This is a genomic window from Caballeronia ptereochthonis, assembly GCF_001545075.1.
Classification (GTDB): Bacteria; Pseudomonadota; Gammaproteobacteria; order Burkholderiales; family Burkholderiaceae; genus Caballeronia; species Caballeronia ptereochthonis.
In genome coordinates this window covers 146,765-164,335 of sequence record NZ_FCOB02000019.1, presented here as the reverse complement: position 1 = coordinate 164,335, position 17,571 = coordinate 146,765, and the positions used below count along the sequence as shown (strand labels likewise).

The 17,571-nt window shown below is 61.8% G+C and carries 13 protein-coding genes; 10 read left to right on the top strand and 3 right to left on the bottom strand.

All coding sequences use genetic code 11. The features are described 5' to 3' along the window. The first annotated feature begins 533 nt into the window (after nucleotides 1-533). Nucleotides 534-1,523 (top strand): formylglycine-generating enzyme family protein, encoded by a 990-nt coding sequence (locus AWB83_RS20945; protein WP_087047522.1) that lies wholly within the window; start codon nucleotides 534-536, stop codon nucleotides 1,521-1,523. 24 nt (nucleotides 1,524-1,547) lie between these two features. Next, nucleotides 1,548-4,007, top strand: a complete 2,460-nt coding sequence (locus AWB83_RS20940) for a hypothetical protein (RefSeq protein ID WP_087047521.1) — start codon at nucleotides 1,548-1,550, stop codon at nucleotides 4,005-4,007. A 115-nt stretch (nucleotides 4,008-4,122) separates the two neighbouring features. Here the strand turns inward: AWB83_RS20940 and AWB83_RS36160 are convergent, their stop codons facing one another. Then, complete coding sequence (locus AWB83_RS36160; RefSeq protein WP_159463068.1) at nucleotides 4,123-5,178, bottom strand: LacI family DNA-binding transcriptional regulator; 1,056 nt, start codon at nucleotides 5,176-5,178, stop codon at nucleotides 4,123-4,125. A gap of 240 nt (nucleotides 5,179-5,418) precedes the next feature. Between AWB83_RS36160 and AWB83_RS20920 the strand changes: the two genes are divergently transcribed. Beyond that, complete coding sequence (locus AWB83_RS20920) at nucleotides 5,419-6,714, top strand: MFS transporter (protein ID WP_159463067.1); 1,296 nt, start codon at nucleotides 5,419-5,421, stop codon at nucleotides 6,712-6,714. A gap of 37 nt (nucleotides 6,715-6,751) precedes the next feature. Next, nucleotides 6,752-7,915 (top strand): mandelate racemase/muconate lactonizing enzyme family protein, encoded by a 1,164-nt coding sequence (locus tag AWB83_RS20915; protein ID WP_087047517.1) that lies wholly within the window; start codon nucleotides 6,752-6,754, stop codon nucleotides 7,913-7,915. A 55-nt stretch (nucleotides 7,916-7,970) separates the two neighbouring features. Here the strand turns inward: AWB83_RS20915 and AWB83_RS20910 are convergent, their stop codons facing one another. Next, entirely contained in the window at nucleotides 7,971-9,134 is a 1,164-nt protein-coding gene (locus AWB83_RS20910; RefSeq protein ID WP_244197822.1) for a citrate synthase family protein, read from the bottom strand. 131 nt (nucleotides 9,135-9,265) lie between these two features. On the opposite strand from AWB83_RS20910, the gene AWB83_RS20905 reads away from it, so the two are divergent. Further along, entirely contained in the window at nucleotides 9,266-10,621 is a 1,356-nt protein-coding gene (locus AWB83_RS20905; protein WP_087047540.1) for an MFS transporter, read from the top strand. Nucleotides 10,622-10,709: 88 nt separating this feature from the next. After that, the gene (locus AWB83_RS20900; protein ID WP_087047516.1) at nucleotides 10,710-11,678 is read left to right on the top strand and encodes a 2-hydroxyacid dehydrogenase; all 969 of its coding nucleotides are present in this window, start codon (nucleotides 10,710-10,712) and stop codon (nucleotides 11,676-11,678) included. 31 nt (nucleotides 11,679-11,709) lie between these two features. Here AWB83_RS20900 and AWB83_RS20895 read toward each other — a convergent pair whose 3' ends face one another. Beyond that, a complete protein-coding gene (locus tag AWB83_RS20895) occupies nucleotides 11,710-12,300 on the bottom strand; it encodes a MarR family winged helix-turn-helix transcriptional regulator (RefSeq protein WP_087047539.1) in 591 nt (196 codons plus the stop codon). A gap of 255 nt (nucleotides 12,301-12,555) precedes the next feature. On the opposite strand from AWB83_RS20895, the gene AWB83_RS20890 reads away from it, so the two are divergent. From AWB83_RS20890 to AWB83_RS20875, 4 genes are all read left to right on the top strand, one after another. Beyond that, nucleotides 12,556-13,881 (top strand): MFS transporter, encoded by a 1,326-nt coding sequence (locus AWB83_RS20890; RefSeq protein ID WP_087047515.1) that lies wholly within the window; start codon nucleotides 12,556-12,558, stop codon nucleotides 13,879-13,881. A gap of 178 nt (nucleotides 13,882-14,059) precedes the next feature. Beyond that, entirely contained in the window at nucleotides 14,060-15,034 is a 975-nt protein-coding gene (locus AWB83_RS20885; protein WP_087047514.1) for a PDR/VanB family oxidoreductase, read from the top strand. Nucleotides 15,035-15,075: 41 nt separating this feature from the next. Further along, a complete protein-coding gene (locus tag AWB83_RS20880; protein ID WP_087047513.1) occupies nucleotides 15,076-16,395 on the top strand; it encodes a Rieske 2Fe-2S domain-containing protein in 1,320 nt (439 codons plus the stop codon). Next, on the top strand, nucleotides 16,395-17,567 hold the full coding sequence (locus AWB83_RS20875) for a Gfo/Idh/MocA family protein (protein ID WP_087047512.1): 1,173 nt from the start codon (nucleotides 16,395-16,397) through the stop codon (nucleotides 17,565-17,567). Before AWB83_RS20880 ends, AWB83_RS20875 begins: the two co-directional genes overlap by 1 nt. The last annotated feature ends 4 nt before the right edge of the window (nucleotides 17,568-17,571 follow it).

The following is a 17,571-nucleotide window of genomic DNA, read 5'->3' as shown; positions in this document are numbered from 1 at the left end:
GCGCTAGTTGGGCGTCGATTCCATTTGCGGTTCGCGCAGCGGGAAGAGGGGGCAACTATACAGACAAGCGCAATTCCACTCAGGGATTTCGCCTTGCTGTCGGTCTTTGAAATAGTTACACCGGAAAGCGACTCAGTGGATGTCTGACTGCTACGAAAATGGCGGCAAGTTATTTGCCTACTTGCCACCAGTACCCGAGAGGAAATGTCGTGGCCACGATCTAAGAGTCGGCGGTTGGCCTTCCATTCCTATTGGAATTCATGCCGCTGATAGCACGGGAAGTTATACGAACCAGCGAAACTCCGCTCATGGTTTCGTCTTGCAGTTGATTCTTGATTGAATAAATTAGGAAAACAACATTTTTTGACAACGAAGGAGGATGGGTGAAGAAACCGTATCGGCGAGGCATTGCTGACCACGCAGACCGCATTAGCCAACGCAAAGCAGCAGCGGATTCAGGCGTTTGCAGACTGGAACGATGCGCGGGTAGACCTCGCATCGAAATTGGGCGCGCTTGGACGGAACGACATCTGATGAAACAGGCTCCCACTTTCATCAATCATCACGGAGCAGAGATGATCAACTCATATCGAAGAGGGCATTTCGTATGCCTCGCCTTATTGGCTGTATTGACCGGACCGTCAGTTTCAGCAAAGACAAGTGCGCCACCGACCACGTTCAAAGACTGCGACTACTGCTCGGAAATGGTCGTACTTCCAGCCGGTCAGTACATGATGGGTGCGACGAAGGACGATTTCGAAGGCGATTTCAAAAAGTATCAGTTGGAACTCACCGTAGAAGGTCCGCCACGTTCCATGCGCGTGAAGTCATTCGCGCTCGGTCGCTTTCATGTCACCAGGAAACAGTTCGCCGTTTTTGCAAAGGAGACGGGTTTTAACGGCAAAGGCTGTATGACATTCAAGCGGACGGACTGGGATTTCGTTTCAGACGCAGACTGGCAGAACCCCGGCTTCCCTCAGACCGATGATGATCCGGTCGTGTGCGTCTCATGGAACGACGTACAGCAATATATCGAATGGCTGAATAAGAAACTCGCTGGCAAGACCGTACATCGCTACCGGTTGCCGACTCAGAAGGAATGGGAGTATGCCGCGCGTGCCGGCACGACTACGCCGACGTATTGGGGGAGCAGCAGACAGGAGCAGTGCCGCTATGAGAACGCTCGCGATGAAACAGCAAAGGCGCTAGGCCCGGATTACCCAGTTGCGCCTTGCGATGATCATTTTCTTTGGACCTCGCCAGTGGGTTCCTTTCTGCCGAATCGGTGGGGGCTGTATGACATGCTGGGCAATGCAACGCAGTGGATGGCTGACTGCTCCGAAAATAGCGGAAAGCTGTTTGCCTACTTGCCACCTGTCCCCGAGAGTAAATGTCGCGGCCACGATCTGCGGGGCGGCAGTTGGGCTTCCATTCCGATTGGAGTTCGCGCCGCCAATGGCACGGGAAGTTATACGAATCTGCGAAATTCCGCTCATGGTTTTCGTCTTGCGGTTGATCTTTGATTTTAATAACTTATGAGAACCCGTATGTCCGGTATTACCACTATTCAAACTTCATCGAATATCGCAACGGCGTTTGGCGCTTGGAGCAGCTTCACACAGACGCTTAACGACTACCGAAAAGGCAAAGCGGAGCAAGATGCCGTAGTACAGGCGGGTGCAAATCTAGCTGCCGCTGCATCGGCTCTGGGGTCATCGCAATTCGCCCAAACCTTCTCGGGGATTGCCGGATTCGCAACCAGCGCCGCTAACTTCAAAGCCGATCTTCGAACCTATAAGGAGGCGGCGCAATTCGGCGATTCCCGCGCCCGCAACGCGGCCTTCGTTTCCTTGGTTGGCGATGCGGCCGGCCTGGCCCAGGCGGTCGCTTCTGGAATGGGCGCCATCGCCGTACAGGCGGGTGAAGTGGCTCTTGTGACGGCTGCCGCTTCGATGGGTACTGCCGCTGGAGCCGTCGGCGCTGCCTCAGCCATAGTGGGCTTCGGCATGTCGACGATCTACGGAATCCAAGACTACTTCCAGGAACTCGATAACCAACTGATGCGAGCGAAGGAATGGAACGACTTCACGCTGGATCTCGGAGCCTCGAATATAAACGGGCAATCGGTTATCGTCATGGCTGGACGAGCAACTGATTACTTCACGTCGAGCCGGCTCAATGGAAGCGCGTTCGTGTACGACGAGTTTAATACTGCCGGAGCCTGGAACAGCGGCGTGGTGCTGGCAATGAACGGCGGCACGGGTTACGAGGAACTGTATGGACGGGATGTCATCTCCGATGTATCGGCATTCAAGATCAATCTGGCCGCTGGAGCCAGCGCGACGATTCGGGGGAACGACAACTCGATCTATGGCGGCTCCAGTTCCTATACCAGGCTTTATGGCTACGGAAACGTCGTGAGCCTGGCTTCCAATTCGGGTGCGGGACTCGATCTCTTCAGCCCGCACGCGAATACCACCGTCTACGGCGTCGGCAACACGATCGGTCTCTATGCATCGAACAATGTCGTCCAGACCTATGGCAACACTGTCTGGTCCGCGAATGCCGGATATAGCAGCGGCATCCACGGCAACGACAATTCGATCCATACGGGCGCACATTCCTATACCGAACTTTACGGCTATGGAAACCGCGTAGGCATGGTTGACTATTCGGGTTCGAGACTCAACCTCTATAGCGAATGGGCCTATACCGAAATCTACGGCCTCGGCAACACGATCGGCATTGGCGCGTCGAAAAATGGTGTCAAGTCGAACGGAAATACCTTCACTTTCTCAGCTACCGGCCTTAACACCGACATCTACGGTGATTGGAATGTCATCAATGCGGCAGGCTGGTCAAAGACAACCCTTTTCGGCTGGAACAATACCTTCAATGCCGCCAGTAATTCCGGTGCCCAGTGCGATTTTGCGAGCCACTCTAGCGGAACGGTAAACGGCTATGGCAACACGGTAGGTATCTGTGGCTCGGACATCTACGTCAATTCAAGCCGGAATTACATCAATGCTATGGCGGGCACTTCATTCGCTCTCACTGGCTACGGCAACGTTGTGTACTCGGCGTCCTGGTCGAGTTCCATGGTCGCCCTCGTCAACGAGTACGCCAGCGCAACGGTCCACGGAGAGGGCAACAAGATTTACGTCACCGCGTCACATACCGATGTAACGACGGACGGCAACACGATCAATTTCTCGGCAGGCGGATTCACTTCGGACATCCACGGCAACTGGAATGTGATCAATGCCGGAGGCTGGTCCGCAACGACCGTCAGCGGCAGGAACAACACCATCAACACCCCCGACAACTGCGGCGTCACCGTCAATTTCACGAGCAACTCGGAGGCGACGGTAACCGGTCACGGCAACACCATAGGTATCTGCGGAACGGGCATTTCGGTCAATTCGAGCGGAAATAACCTCAGTACTGTGAACGGCGCGTCCGTCTCGGTGGGCGGAGACGGCAACAACGTGTATTTTGGTGCGGGCTCTTCGATCAGCAACGTTGGAAATTCGAACACGCTCGTGGGTTCGAATGGCCATATCGAAATTGCGGTGACTGGAAGGCCGCAAGTCGTCTCAATCTACGGGGACGACAACTATATAACCTTCAATTCAGCAGATTCCAGCAACGTGACTGTTTATGTTTATGGCTCACGCAACGTAGCCGATGTCATGTCGAGACCGCGTGTTACGTTCAATGGTGGGGACAATACATGGCTGAATGCGGGCGGCAGGGACGGCGGCGGTGCGGGTGCGGACAGAGGGGGCAGCGACAGAACGGGGAACGTCCATGTCGGAGATATCGGAGACGTTGGTCCGCTTCGCGGCACGCGAGATCCCGCTTATGCAACGGACTCCACCGATTCGCAGAGCCGGAATCTCATCGCCGCGATGGCTTCCTACGGGGCTGACACTTCGGCATCCTCTGTGTTCGTCTCGCCTGCACAAAATGATCCGCAAATGCTGCTCGCGGCAAGTGCTGACTGATTGATCTGCCAGCCAACATCGCTGGACTCAGCTGATGAATGGAGCCCCGCTCTTTGCGAGCCTTACTTCAGGACTGCTCCGCGACCGCCGCATCATAAGCAGTCGAAGCCTGCGATCAACCCGACGCATTCGCACTCGTGACAGGCGCCGCGCCACAACTCTCCCGCAGCTCGAACCATGTCGGCAGGCTGACGGTTTCCGGCTCGCCCGGCGCTTCGATATGCGCCAAAAGCAGTTGCGCCGCCCGCGCGCCCAGCAGCGAGGCATCACGCATCACGGTCGCAATGGCGGGCTGGTGGAAACGGCATAGCGGAACGTCGTCGCAACTGACGAGCGACAGATCCACCCCGAGCTTCAATCCCCGGCGATGCACCGCGCTCAGCGCACCCTCCAGCAATTGATTGCCGCCCAGCACGATAGCGCTCGGCGGCCGCTTTTGGGCAAGCATCTCTTCGAGCGCGGCCTTCCCGTGCTCCGGCGAAAGCGTTCCGCGATGCACGATCAGATCCCGCTTCAACCCGAGCGAATCGAATGCGTCCTGCATTGCGCGGATGCGCTCGCGCGTCGGCCGCACATCGCGCCCGACCACCAGACCGAGGCGTCGATGCCCGCTCTCCAGCAGATGCCGCGCAGCCGCGCCGATGCCCTGGTAATGATCGGAGAGCACGTAATGCGCGGGAATATCGTCCGGAAAGCTGCGGTCGATGACCACGATCGGCGACTTCACATTGCGTAGCGCCGCGAGCGTGGCCGCATCGTCCTCGAGCGCGGGCAGAAGAATGAGCCCGTCCACCTGCCGCTGCATGAGCACTTCGATGCGCTCGGCATCGATGCTCGGCACCCCGCCGGAATTGGTCAGCAGCACCGAAAACCCCGCGACCGACAGCACGCTCTCCGCGCCGCCGACGATCGATGCGATGAGCGGATTCGTGATGTCCGACACGACGAAGCCGATCGAACGCGTCGCGCGTCTCCTCAAGCCCTGCGCGAGCGCATTGGGCGTATAGCCGAGCGCGCGCGCGGCGTCGAGCACGCGCTGTGTGAGCTGCGGGCTCGAACCGGGCTGACCCGACAGCACGCGCGACACCGACGCGATTCCCACCCCGGCCAACGCCGCCACCGCCTTGATTCCGGGCCTTCCCTTCGGATCGCCCGGCGCATTCTCACTCATCGATCCAATCTCCGCTTGACGCGCTAGTCTACAACGATTATCTTCTGGAAACGTTTCCGGGAAACGTTTCCAAGCTGCAGAATCAAGGCGCCGCCGTTTTCGGGCGGCGATCGTCATGGAGCGAGACGAGCGCACCGCCGCGAGCCGTGCGCATAACAAAGAGGGTGATACGTGGAGAGCGCAGCACGTATGACGCCGGAAATCCGGCGAGCGGTACGCAACGCGATATTGAGCGCGATCGTGGGAACGGCGATGGAGTGGTACGACTACTACCTCTACGCCACTGCCGCCGCGACGCTGTTCAATCATCTGTTCTTCCCGTCCTACGACCATCTGACCGGCACGCTGCTCGCGTATGCGAGCTTCGCGATCGGTTTCATCGTGCGTCCGGCGGGCAGCGTGATATTCGGAAGACTAGGCGACAGGATCGGGCGCAAGGCGGTGCTCATCATCACGCTCTTGCTGATGGGCGGTTCCACCACACTGATGGGTTTCTTGCCGACCTATGCATCGATCGGCGTATGGGCGCCGTTGCTGTTGTGCGTGCTGCGTGCGGCGCAAGGTCTCGGCTCGGGCGCGGAATACGCGGGCGCGGTGCTGATGGTGATCGAATATGCGCCCGCGAAGCGTCGTGGCCTGTACGGTTCGCTGCCCTATACGGGTGTCGCGCTCGGCCTTCTGATGTCGCTCGCGACGTTCCATCTGTCCTCGTCGATGTCGAAGGAAGGCTTCGAGGCGTGGGGCTGGCGCATTCCGTTCCTGCTGAGCGCGGTGGTCGTCGCATTGGGCGTACTGTTGCGCAGCCGGCTGAAGGAGACGCCGGTCTTCGAGGAACTCCGCCGCAAGAAAGGCGTGGTGCGCGAGCCGATCACCGAAGTGTTCCAGACCTCGCTGCGCCCGATGCTCTGCGCGTGGGGTGCGCGTCTCGGCGACAACTCGCTCGCGTACATCTACGAATCGTTCGTGATCGTCTACGTGACGCAGCAACTGCACATGTCGCGCGACATCATCGTGACCGCATTGATGTGGAGCACGGCGCTGCAGTTCATCACCGTGCCGTTCTTCGGCTTCGTGTCGGACGTGATCGGCCGCAAGCCTGTTTATATGGCTGGCGCGCTGCTGTCCGGCCTCGCCATCTTCCCGTTCTTTTCGATGCTGCAAAGCGGTCAGCTCGTTTGGATCTACACGGGGCTGTTCCTCGTGTCGTCGATCGCCAAGACGATGATGACCTCCGCACAGAGCCCCTGGCTCGCGGAGATGTTCCCCTCGCGCATTCGCTACACCGGCTTCTCGCTCGCACGCGAAGTGACCTCGCCGATCTCGGGCGGCATCGCGCCGATGATCGCCGTCGCATTGCTGGCGGCGGGGCAGGGCTCGCCGCATCTGGTCGCGTGGTACGTGGTGGCGCTCGGCGTCATCACGGCGGTCTCGGTGCTGCTCGGGCCGGAAACACGCGGCCGCGCACTCGACGATCCCGCGCGCGGGGAAGACGCCACGCTGCGTCACGCCGTCGCCATGCCGAACGACGCGCATTGAATTCACGCAGCAAATGGAAATCACTGAAGGAGCAAAGATGAAGATCACGAAGGTCGAGCCGCTGCATATCGGTCAGTTCATGTTCGTTCGCATCGATACCGACGAAGGCATCACCGGCTACGGCGAAGCGGGCATCTGGGGGCACATCGAAGCGGCGGGCACCGCGATCAGACGCTTCGCGGAATATCTCGTCGGCAAGCGCGCATTCGATATCGAGCATCACTGGAACGTGATGCATCGCTTCAGCTATTTCCAGGGCCTCGCGATCAACGCGGCGATTTCGGCCATCGACATCGCGTTGTGGGACATCAAGGGCCGCGCACTCAATGTGCCGATCCATGAACTGCTCGGCGGACCGGCGCGCAAGAAGGCGCGCATCTACGGTCACATCTATGAAAGCAGCATCGAGAAAGTGCTGGAGGAATGCCAGCGCAAGATGGAGGCGGGCTTCAACGCGTTCGGCCATATCAACCCGTTCCTCGACGAAGGCAACGACAAGGTCTACTTCAAGACGCATATCCGCAAGATGCGCGATGCGATCGACAACGTGCACAGGATGCGCGAAGTCGTCGGTGATCGCGTGGATCTGCTGATCGAGCTGCATCGGCGTCTGACGCCCGCGGAGGCGGTGACGTTCACGAACGGCATCGAGCAGGACATGCCGATGTTCGTCGAAGACCCGATCCGCCCGGAGAACGCCGATGCGATGGCGCGCGTGGCCGATCGCATTCGCGTGCCGATCGCGACCGGCGAGCGCTTCTGCACGATCTACGAGTTCCAGGCGCTACTCGCGCGCAACGCGGTGGAGTATGCGCGCGTGGACGTGGCGGTGTGCGGCGGCATCACGGGCGCGAAGAAAGTCGCGGCGATGGCCGAGGCGCATCACGTGCAAGTGGTGCCGCACAATCCGTTGTCGCCGATCGGGCTCGCCGCGTGTCTGCAAGTGGCCGCCGCGATTCCCAACTTCGCGGTGCAGGAGTACGCGACGGGCTTCGAAGCGGGCGTGTTCGAATCGACCGGCACGCATCTGGGCAGCGATATCGTCGACAAGGTGCCGTTGCCGCGCGAGGGCTTCGTCGATATTCCCGATGGCCCGGGGCTCGGCATGTCGCTGTTGCCCGACGCACAGAAGATTCGCCCGCCGCTCGTCAAGCCCATTTCGATGCGGCCGCACTTCGATGGCTTCGTCATCGATCAGTGATGGCGGCGATGCGTGCAGGTCGCAAGCGATGCGGCCTGCACGCCCGGCGGATCACTCAATCGACAACGGCAGGCCCGACATAATGCGCCCTTGGCCGCAACAGACTTCCCTCCGTGATCTGTTCGATCGAATGAGCCATCCAGCCGACGCTGCGTGCGATGGAAAACAAGGCAAACGCCGAACCCTCCGGAAGACGACAATGCTCGACGAGCGCGGCGAGCGCGATATCGATCGCGGGCAACTTGCCTGTCAATCGTTCGACACAGGCGATCAGCTCGCGCGCGGCGTCCGGCACCTCGAAGGCGGACAGAAGCTGGGCCGCGCGCGGATCGCCCTGCGGATACAATTCGTGCCCGAATCCGGGCAACGAATCGCTATCCGACATCCGGCGCCGAACCACGGTCTCGGTTCCCGAGCGTTTTGCATCGTCCATGAACTCACGAACGCGCACGATGGCATTGCCGTGCATCGGCCCGGAGAACGCGGCGAGTCCCGCGATCATGCTCGCTCCGAGCGACGCTCCCGTCGATGCGGCGACGCGCGCTGCGAATGACGAGCTCGTCAGTTCCTGATCGGCAAGCAGTACCAGCACGCGGCGAAGTAAATCTGCATGATGCGGGACGCCCCATGCATCAGCGATCCGCAGATGCAACGGGCTGTCATCCGATCGCAGCTCCACGAAATTGCTGGCGAGGCAGCCGACCAGTCCGGCGGCTTGATCCACCATGCCCGCGAAGTCGCCTGACCACACTGCTCGATCATTCGCCGCGGCGATAGCCATGGCAGCGTAGACCCGCGCCCCGATCGGACCATCGAACGAGTCTGGCTCGAACGACGGAAAGTGCGGCAGTTCGGCCATCCCCCAAAGCAGCCGCGCGGCTTCCTCCAGCGTGGCCGATGCGGCCAGTTGCACGGCATCCCTGCCGCGATAGTAGAGCCTGCCGTGAACAATCGTGGAGATACTGGTATCGATGATCGGCTCGCCCCAGGCCATCGTGCTTGCCGCAATGTTCTTCCGGGCCCGCCCGAGGCTGCGCTTCTTCAGAAGTGTCGAGATATCCGCTGCGCGATAGAGATTGCGGTTCGCATGCTGCGGGTCGCCCCGGACCTCGATCTGACCGCGGCTGACATAGGCGTATAGCGTCTGCCTGCGCACGCCCAGGGCTTCGCAGGCCTCTTCCTGTGTCATCCAGTTCTTCACGTTGATCGATTCAATCAAGATTGACGGTCATCCATCGCATCGGTTTAATGCAAGACATAAACCACCCTGAGAAAAGCGCGACCGACAGGTCGAAAGGCCATCGCGCCATGCGTTGCGAGCCGTTCAGGGACATGAAAGAGGAGATATCAGTGGCTATAGAGCGAACGACTCAGTATATAGCGGGCACGGCGGCTCGCACGACCCGCACCCGTTACTCGATCCTCGCGATGATCCTGCTCCTGGCGACGGTGGCCTATGCGGACCGCGCCATTCTGTCGATTGCGGGCCCCGGCATATCGAAGGAATTCGGCCTGGATCACGTGCAATTGGGCTACGTGCTGTCCGCCTTCAGCTGGGCTTATGTGGTCGGCCAGATACCCGGCGGTCTGCTGCTCGATCGCTTCGGCACCAAGACGATGTACGGCGCAACGCTGATCCTGTGGTCCATCGCGACCATGATGGTCGGCTTCATCGGCAACTTCACCTCGGATCTGTCGATTGCGCTGGGACTGCTGTTCTCGCTGCGCTTCGCGCTCGGACTGATCGAAGCACCGAGCTTTCCAGCCAACGGCCGTGTCGCGGTCATGTGGTTTCCGAAGGAGGAACGCGGCCTTGCCACGTCGCTCTTCGCATCGGCATCATATTTCGCCGTGGCCATTTTCTCGCCGTTCGCGGGATGGCTCACGTCGCGATTCGGCTGGCCCGCTCCATTCATCGCGCTGGGTTTGATCGGCATCGCGGCGGCGGGCGTGTGGGCCGTCGTCATGTACGAGCCGCGCAAACATCCGCGTGTGTCCGGCAGCGAGCTCGATCACATCATCGCAGGCGGGGCGATGATCGACATCGATTCGAAGCACGCGCTCGAATCACGCCCCGCGCTTTCGGCCGGCGTGCTGCGCGTGCTGCTCGGCAATCGCATGCTGTGGTGCTCGTATATCGGCCAGTATTGCACCATCGCGCTGAGCTACTTTTTCATCACCTGGTTTCCGATCTACCTCGTTCAGGCGCGCGGCATGAACGTGATGCAGGCAGGCTTCGCGACCATGGTTCCGGCCGTTGCGGGCTTTGTGGGCGGCATTGCGGGCGGAACCATTTCCGACTGGCTCATTCGTCGCGGCTGGAGCGTGTCATGGGCCCGCAAAACGCCGTATATCATCGGCATGGCGATGGGTTGCAGCATCGTTTTGTCGGCCGTCACCGAAAGCAATATCGTGATCGTTCTGCTCATGACGCTGGCCTTCTTCGGCAAGGGCGCGGCTGCAGGCGCGGGAACCTGGGCCATCGTCAGCGATACGGCTCCGCGCGAGGCGGTCGGACTCGCCGGCGCGATCTTCAATTGCGTAGGCAATATCGGCGGTATCGTGACGCCGATCGTCTTCGGCTATCTCGTGCAGGCGACCGGCGGCTATACGGTCGGACTGTACTTCGTCGCCGCGCACTGCCTGGTCGCGGCCGTCGTCTACCTGTTTTTCATGGGCAAGATCGAACGCGTCAAGATGAGTTGAATCGCCGCTTCAGACTTCGCCCTGCGTCACTTGCACACAAGCCCGGAGCGAAAAATACGCGCCGGGCGTTCATCATCAAATCCGAACCATGACCAAGCCCGTTATCCTCAATGCGGCAGAATTGCCCGAGTGGACCCACGCGGAACTGAGCGCGCTTTTCGCCGTGCTCGATCTGCCGAAAGATCCCGCAGCCGCAAGTGCGTTTCTGAAAGAGCACGGCAGCGAGGTTCGCGGCATTGCGCTGCGTAAAGCGAGGATCGATGCGGCATTCCTCGATGCGCTTCCTGCTCTGGAAATCATCTCGAGCTATAGCGCGGGACTGGACAACGTGGATATCGAGGCGACACGCTCGCGCGGCATCCGCATCGAGAATACCTCGCATATTCTTGCCGAAGACGTGGCGAATGCGGCGGTTGGCCTTGCACTGGCGCTCACGCGCGACTTCGTGAATGCGGATGCCTACGTTCGCTCGGGCCAATGGCCGGTGCGGGGTCATTATCGGCTGGGCCGATCGATCTCGCGCATGAAGGTCGGCGTCGTCGGACTGGGGAGCATCGGTTCGGCCATCGCGAAACGGTTACAGGCTTTTGGTTCGAAGATCGCCTATTTCGGTCCCAGCCGCAAGGCCGTCGATATTCCTTACTACGACGACGTGTCCCGCCTCGCACGCGACAGCGACATGATCATTCTCACGTGTCCGCTTTCGCCCGCGACGCATCATCTGATCGATGCAGCCGTCATCGAGGCGCTCGGTCCGAACGGATTTCTCGTGAACATTGCTCGCGGTCCGGTGGTCGATGAAAGCGCCCTCATCGAGGCGCTTGCCGCAGACAAGCTCGCGGGCGCCGCGCTCGATGTGTTCGAGCATGAACCGGCCGTTCCCGAGGCGCTCCTGCGCGATCATCGGCTGGTGCTGACGCCTCATATCGGGTCAGGAACCGAAGAAACGCGGCGCGCCATGGCGGAAAATGTCGTCGATACACTGGCGAAGCATTTCGGCATCGAGGGGCCGCGTGATCGGGCGGCAAGCATGAAGGAACTCGAGACCATCGACTGAGCCAGCCTGCGCGACGCGCCATCGTCAGGATCTAATCGACGCCCTCCAGCGTCTCCCCACGCCCCGCGATGATTCTCCCCAGTTCGCGCGTGGACGGCACCCGTCGCCGCGGATTCGTCGAACCCGCCTCGTCCTCGGCGAGGTTCTCGATGATCGCGAGCAGCACCTTGCGCGCAGTCTTGATGTCGCGCTCGCTCAGACCGGTCACGCTTATTTCGTTGACTTCCTCCGCGAGCGGCACGAGCTTGTCCTTCAGCGCACGGCCATGCGGCGTCAGATACACGTGCGTGTTCTTCTTGTTCTCGGGCCGCTGCTGACGCTCGACCAGCCCGAGCTTTTCCATTGCAGTGACGGCCGCGAACGTGGTGGGCGCCATCACGCCCGCCTGCTCGCTCAGCTCGCGCTGCGTCAGACCGTCCGTTTCCCACAGGATGCGCAGGAAGGTCCAGTGTCCGAACGACACGGAATGCTCCGCGAGCCGCATCTGCAGCGCGCGCACCATCGAGCGCGTGGCGTCCTTCACCAGGTGGGCGAGGCGGTCGTTCGGCACGAATTCGTGCCAGTGGCGCAGCATCTCCGCGGTTTCGCGCGGCGCGCCTTCCACAGTTTTCTTTCGTGTCATGGCGGTGTCTTTTTCCAGTGCGGTTCTTTCCCGATTCACATGATAGCCGCTGGAAGCGCCGCCATGCGCGTCCGGCATGCGCCCGACGGCCCTCGGTGCAAACCCGAACTTGTTCGCGCGCGCCCGTCTCCTTACCATAATGATTAGATATCGAATAAAAGTGTCCGATGTCCGGAGCGGTGCGCTCCGGCGCATCATCCTCATGAGCAAGCGCAACGGAGACGTCTGGTGGCCAAATCCACTGTCACGCAATTCATGTCGGAATCAGACGCGACGGCAGCGCGCGTCGAAGCCACCTATCACAAGGTCACCTGGCGGCTGATGTCGTTCATCTTCGTGTGCTGGGTGCTGAACTATCTGGACCGCGTGAACGTGAGCTTCGCGCAACTGCATTTGAAGCAGGACCTCGGGTTGTCCGATGCCGCCTACGGCCTCGGCGTGAGCCTGTTCTTCATCGGCTATATCTCACTGGAAGTGCCGAGCACGCTGTGGCTCAAGAAGATCGGCGCGCGCCTCACGATCTCGCGCATCATGATTCTGTGGGGCGGGATATCGACAGCGATGGCCTTCATGACCACGCCGACGCAGTTCTATGTCGCGCGCATCCTGCTCGGCGCGGCGGAGGCGGGGTTCTGGCCGGGGATCATTCTGTACCTGACCTACTGGTATCCGGGCGCGCGCCGCGCGCGCATCACCTCGCGCTTTCTGCTGGCGATCGCGGCGGCGGGGATCATCGGCGGGCCGCTGTCGGGATGGATCCTGCACAACTTCGTCGATGTGCTCGGCTACAAGAACTGGCAATGGCTGTTCTTTCTCGAAGGCCTGCCCGCCTTGCTGATGGGCGTCGTCGCGTTCTTCTATCTCGTCGACCGGCCGCAGGACGCGCGCTGGCTCGACGACGACCAGAAGCGGATCATCCTCGATGCGCTCGCCGCCGATCGCGCCGAGAAGAAGCCGGCGAAGCACACGCGTCATCAACTGCTGGTCGCGCTGAAAGACCCGCGCGTCTATATCCTCGCGGCCGGCTGGGGCACGGTGCCGCTGTGCGGGACCATCCTCAATTACTGGACGCCGACCATCATCCGTCAGGCGGGCGTCTCGGATGTGCTCAACGTCGGCCTGCTGTCCGCGCTACCGTACATCATCGGCGCGCTCGGGATGTTCGCGGTCGCGCGCAGCTCCGACGTGACGCTCGAACGGCGCTGGCACTTCTTTGCGTGCACGGCGGTGGGCGCGCTGGGCGGCTTTCTGCTGCCGGTGCTGTCCGGCAACACCGCGGCGGCCATCGTCTGTCTCGGCATGATCTCCATTTCGTACTTCGGCGCGGCCGCGATCATCTGGTCGATTCCGCCCGCGTATCTCTCCGACGAAGCGGCGGCGGCCGGCATCGGCGCGATCAGCAGCCTGGGGCAGGTGGGCGCGTTCTGCGGGCCGATCGCGCTCGGCTGGATCAAGACGATGACGGGCAGTCTCGCGATCGGCCTTTCCGCGATCGCCGCGATCGTGATACTCGGCGGACTCGCCGTGCTGATCGGCGTGCCGGCGAACACCTTGCGCGAGCACGCGGAAAAGCGCGCCTGAAAAAGACTTCTCGCAGCACCGGCGGCGCCTTCGGGCGCCGTTTTTACTTGCTGCCGCGACGACGCGTTTCAGGGAAAACCCGCTTGCTTCCAAATGATTAGATATCTAATATAAACACATGGAGTGATGTTGCAGCGGGGACGTCATGGGTGATGAACGACGCAGGAGAGCAGGCGAAATGAGCGAAACGGCGAGCAACGAACTGTCATTCAGGACGCTCGTGGTGACGAAGAAGGAGCAGGTGGCGGAGGGCATCGTGAGCTTCGAGTTGCGCGATCCGGAAGGCGGCGCCCTCGAGCCCTTCACCGCGGGCTCGCACGTGACGGTGCGCGTGCCGAGCGGCGCGAATCGCAACTACTCGCTGTGCAACGATCCGGACGAAACCGCCCGCTACGTGATCGCCGTGAAGCGCGATGCGGCGGGGCGCGGCGGCTCGATCAGCATGACGGACGACGTGCACGCGGGCGATCGCATCGAGGTATCGGCGCCGCGCAACGAGTTCGAACTGAGCGAGCGCGCGCGGAGCTTCGTATTCGTCGCGGGCGGCATCGGCATCACGCCGATTCTCTCGATGATGCGCCATCTCAAGGCCACGGGCGGCCCGCGCTTCAAGCTGTACTACCTCACGCGCAGCCCCGAGATGACGGCGTTCATCGACGAGTTGTCGGGCGCCGAATGGAAGCCGCATGTCGTCGTTCATCACGACCGGGGCGATGCCGCGAACGCGTTCGACTTCTGGCCCGTCTTCGAGAAGCCCGGCAGCGGCACGCACGTGTACTGCTGCGGCCCGCGCGCGCTGATGGACGGCGTACGCGACATGACCGGCCACTGGCCGCAAGGCAGCGTGCACTTCGAGAGCTTCGGCGTGGATCAGTCGCGCGCGGCGGAGAATACGCCGTTCAGCGTGAAGCTGGAGCGCACGGGCCGCTGCTTCGAGATTCCGAAGGACCGCTCGATCCTCGAAATCCTGCGTGACAACGGCATCCGCGCGCCGAGCTCGTGCGAGAGCGGCACGTGCGGATCGTGCCGCACGACGCTGTGCGCAGGCGTTGCGGACCATCGCGACATGGTGCTCGGCGACGACGAGAAGCACGATCACATCATGATCTGCGTCTCGCGCGCGAAGAGCGAGGAACTGGTGCTGGATCTCTAACGAATTGTCCCCATTGAATCCGTTGGTCAGGAGAAGCGTAAATGCTCACGCATGAAGAGAACATGTTGCTGTGCCGTGTCGAAGGCGATGCCCCGATGGGTCAGCTGATGCGGCGTCACTGGACGCCTGTGTGCCTCATCGAGGAAGTCAGCGAGCCGGACGGCGCGCCCGTGAAGGCGCGTGTATTCGGCGAGGATCTCGTCGTGTTCCGCGACACCGACGGCAACGTCGGCGTGATGGACGAATACTGCCCGCATCGTCGTGTGTCGCTCGTTTATGGACGCAACGAGGATTGCGGCCTGCGTTGTCTGTATCACGGCTGGAAGATGGACGTGAAGGGCAACGTGATTGAAATGGTCTCCGAGCCTTCGTGCAGCGACATGACGAAGAAGGTCAAGCACAAGGCCTATGAAACGAAGGAATGGGGCGGCTTCGTGTGGGCATACATGGGCCCGCAGGACGCGATTCCCGAATTCGTGCCGCCCGCCTGGGCGCCGACGGAAGACACGCGCGTGAGCATCGCGAAGGCGATTCTGCCGTGCAACTGGGCGCAGATTCTCGAAGGCGCGATCGATTCCGCGCACAGCTCCAGCCTGCACTCGTCGGACTTCGTGCCGGCGCGTGTCGGCGGCGCGGAAGCGACCTCGAAGAACTGGCTGCGGCCGTCGACCGACAAGGCGCCGCGCATGCAGGTGCATCGCACGAGCTACGGCTTCCGCTATGCGGCGCTGCGCCGTCCGATCCAGAACGCCGCCACGCACGACTATGTGCGCTCGACGGTGTTCGTCGCGCCGGCCACGGCGCTGATTCCGCCGAACAACCTCTACAACGTCGCCAACATCAACGTGCCGTGCGACGACGGCAGCACCGCGTTCTATTTCATGGCGTGGGGCCATCCCGACAAGACGCCGGAAACGGAGACGTGGCGCAAGTTCCTCGGCCAGCGCGTGGGCATCGATCTCGACGAATACTACCGGCCGCTGCGCAACACCGACAACCGCTTCTGGCAAGACCGCGAAGCGATGAAGGCGGGCAACTTCACGGGCATCAAGGGCTTTCCGAATCAGGACATCGCGATGTGGGTGACGATGGGCCCGATCGCCGACCGCACGGAGGAGCGCCTCGGCGCGAGCGATGTCGCCGTGGTCGAGTTCCGCCGCCGCATGCTCGATGCGTTGAAGGAGTTCCAGGCTGGGGAAGCGGCCATCGGCACCGGCGACAAGGCGATTCCGCGCAGCGTGTGCTCGTTCCAGGCGATGGTGCCGAAGGACACCGACTGGAAGCAGTACGCCGCGCAGCCCGTCTGGGTCGAGATCGAGGAGCAGGGCGAAGTCGAGCCGAACTATCAGGTTCAGGCGTGATGCAGACGCTCAAGCTCGGCATCGCTGGACTGGGGCGCGCGTTCTCGCTGATGCTGCCGACGTTTCTCGCGGATACGCGCGTGAAGCTCGTCGGCGCATGCGATCCGCGCGAAACGGCGCGTGCGCAATTCGAAGCCGACTTCGATGCGCCGACCTTCGACGACATCGAAGCGCTCGCGCGCATGCCCGACATCGACGCAATCTACATCGCGAGCCCGCATCAGTTTCACGCGGCGCACACGCGCATCGCGGCGCGGCACGGCAGGCATGTGCTCGTCGAGAAGCCGATGGCGCTGTCTCTCGCCGAATGTGACGACATGATCGCCGCGTGCCGTGAGGCCGGCGTGCATCTGATCGTCGGGCACTGTCACAGCTTCGATACGCCGTATCTGCGCACGCGCGAGCTGATCGCGTCGGGCGCGTTCGGCGGCGTGAAGATGATTCAGGCGCTCAACTACACCGACTATCTGTTCCGGCCGCGCAGGCCGGAGGAACTGAAGACGGAAGAGGGCGGCGGCGCGGTGTTCAGCCAGGCGGCACACCAGGTCGACGTCGTGCGCCTGCTCGCGGGCAGCCGCGCGACGCGCATCCGCGCGGCGGTCGGCAACTGGGATGCGTCGCGCCCGACCGAAGGCGCGTACGCCGCGACGCTCTGGTTCGACAACGGCGCGTTCGCGACGCTCTCGTACAGCGGCTACGCGCATTTCGATTCGGACGAGTGGACCGGCTGGATCGGCGAAATGGGCCAGGCGAAGCATGCCGACGGTTACGGCGCCGCGCGGCGCAAGCTCGCGCTTGTGCAATCGCGCGACGAGGAAGCGCGTCTGAAGGCGGCGGGCACATACGGCGGCGCGGCTTACACGTCACCGTCGCGCTCGCAGCCGGAGCCGCGTCTGCATCAGCACTTCGGGCCGCTCATCGTGTCGTGCGAGCGGGGCGATCTGCGGCCGCTGCCGGATGGGGTCATCGTCTATGGCGACGAGCGTTGCGAACGCATCGCGCTCGATGCGCCGCGCGTGCCGCGCAGCGAAGTCATCGATGAGCTGATCGCCGCCGTGCATGGCGATATCGCGCCGCTTCACGACGGCGTGTGGGCGCGCGGGACGCTCGAAATCTGCCTCGCGATGCTGCGCTCCAGCGCGGAACAGCGCGACGTGCTCATCGGTGCGTGAAGAA

What these genes read in the sequence shown, in the direction of transcription:
- AWB83_RS20945 (WP_087047522.1), top strand. Translation starts at nt 534, where the DNA reads ATGAAACAGGCTCCCACTTTCATCAATCATCACGGAGCAGAGATGATC.
- AWB83_RS20940 (WP_087047521.1), top strand. Translation starts at nt 1,548, where the DNA reads ATGTCCGGTATTACCACTATTCAAACTTCATCGAATATCGCAACGGCG.
- AWB83_RS36160 (WP_159463068.1), bottom strand. Translation starts at nt 5,178, where the DNA reads ATGAGTGAGAATGCGCCGGGCGATCCGAAGGGAAGGCCCGGAATCAAG.
- AWB83_RS20915 (WP_087047517.1), top strand. Translation starts at nt 6,752, where the DNA reads ATGAAGATCACGAAGGTCGAGCCGCTGCATATCGGTCAGTTCATGTTC.
- AWB83_RS20900 (WP_087047516.1), top strand. Translation starts at nt 10,710, where the DNA reads ATGACCAAGCCCGTTATCCTCAATGCGGCAGAATTGCCCGAGTGGACC.
- AWB83_RS20895 (WP_087047539.1), bottom strand. Translation starts at nt 12,300, where the DNA reads ATGACACGAAAGAAAACTGTGGAAGGCGCGCCGCGCGAAACCGCGGAG.
- AWB83_RS20890 (WP_087047515.1), top strand. Translation starts at nt 12,556, where the DNA reads ATGTCGGAATCAGACGCGACGGCAGCGCGCGTCGAAGCCACCTATCAC.
- AWB83_RS20885 (WP_087047514.1), top strand. Translation starts at nt 14,060, where the DNA reads ATGAGCGAAACGGCGAGCAACGAACTGTCATTCAGGACGCTCGTGGTG.
- AWB83_RS20880 (WP_087047513.1), top strand. Translation starts at nt 15,076, where the DNA reads ATGCTCACGCATGAAGAGAACATGTTGCTGTGCCGTGTCGAAGGCGAT.
- AWB83_RS20875 (WP_087047512.1), top strand. Translation starts at nt 16,395, where the DNA reads ATGCAGACGCTCAAGCTCGGCATCGCTGGACTGGGGCGCGCGTTCTCG.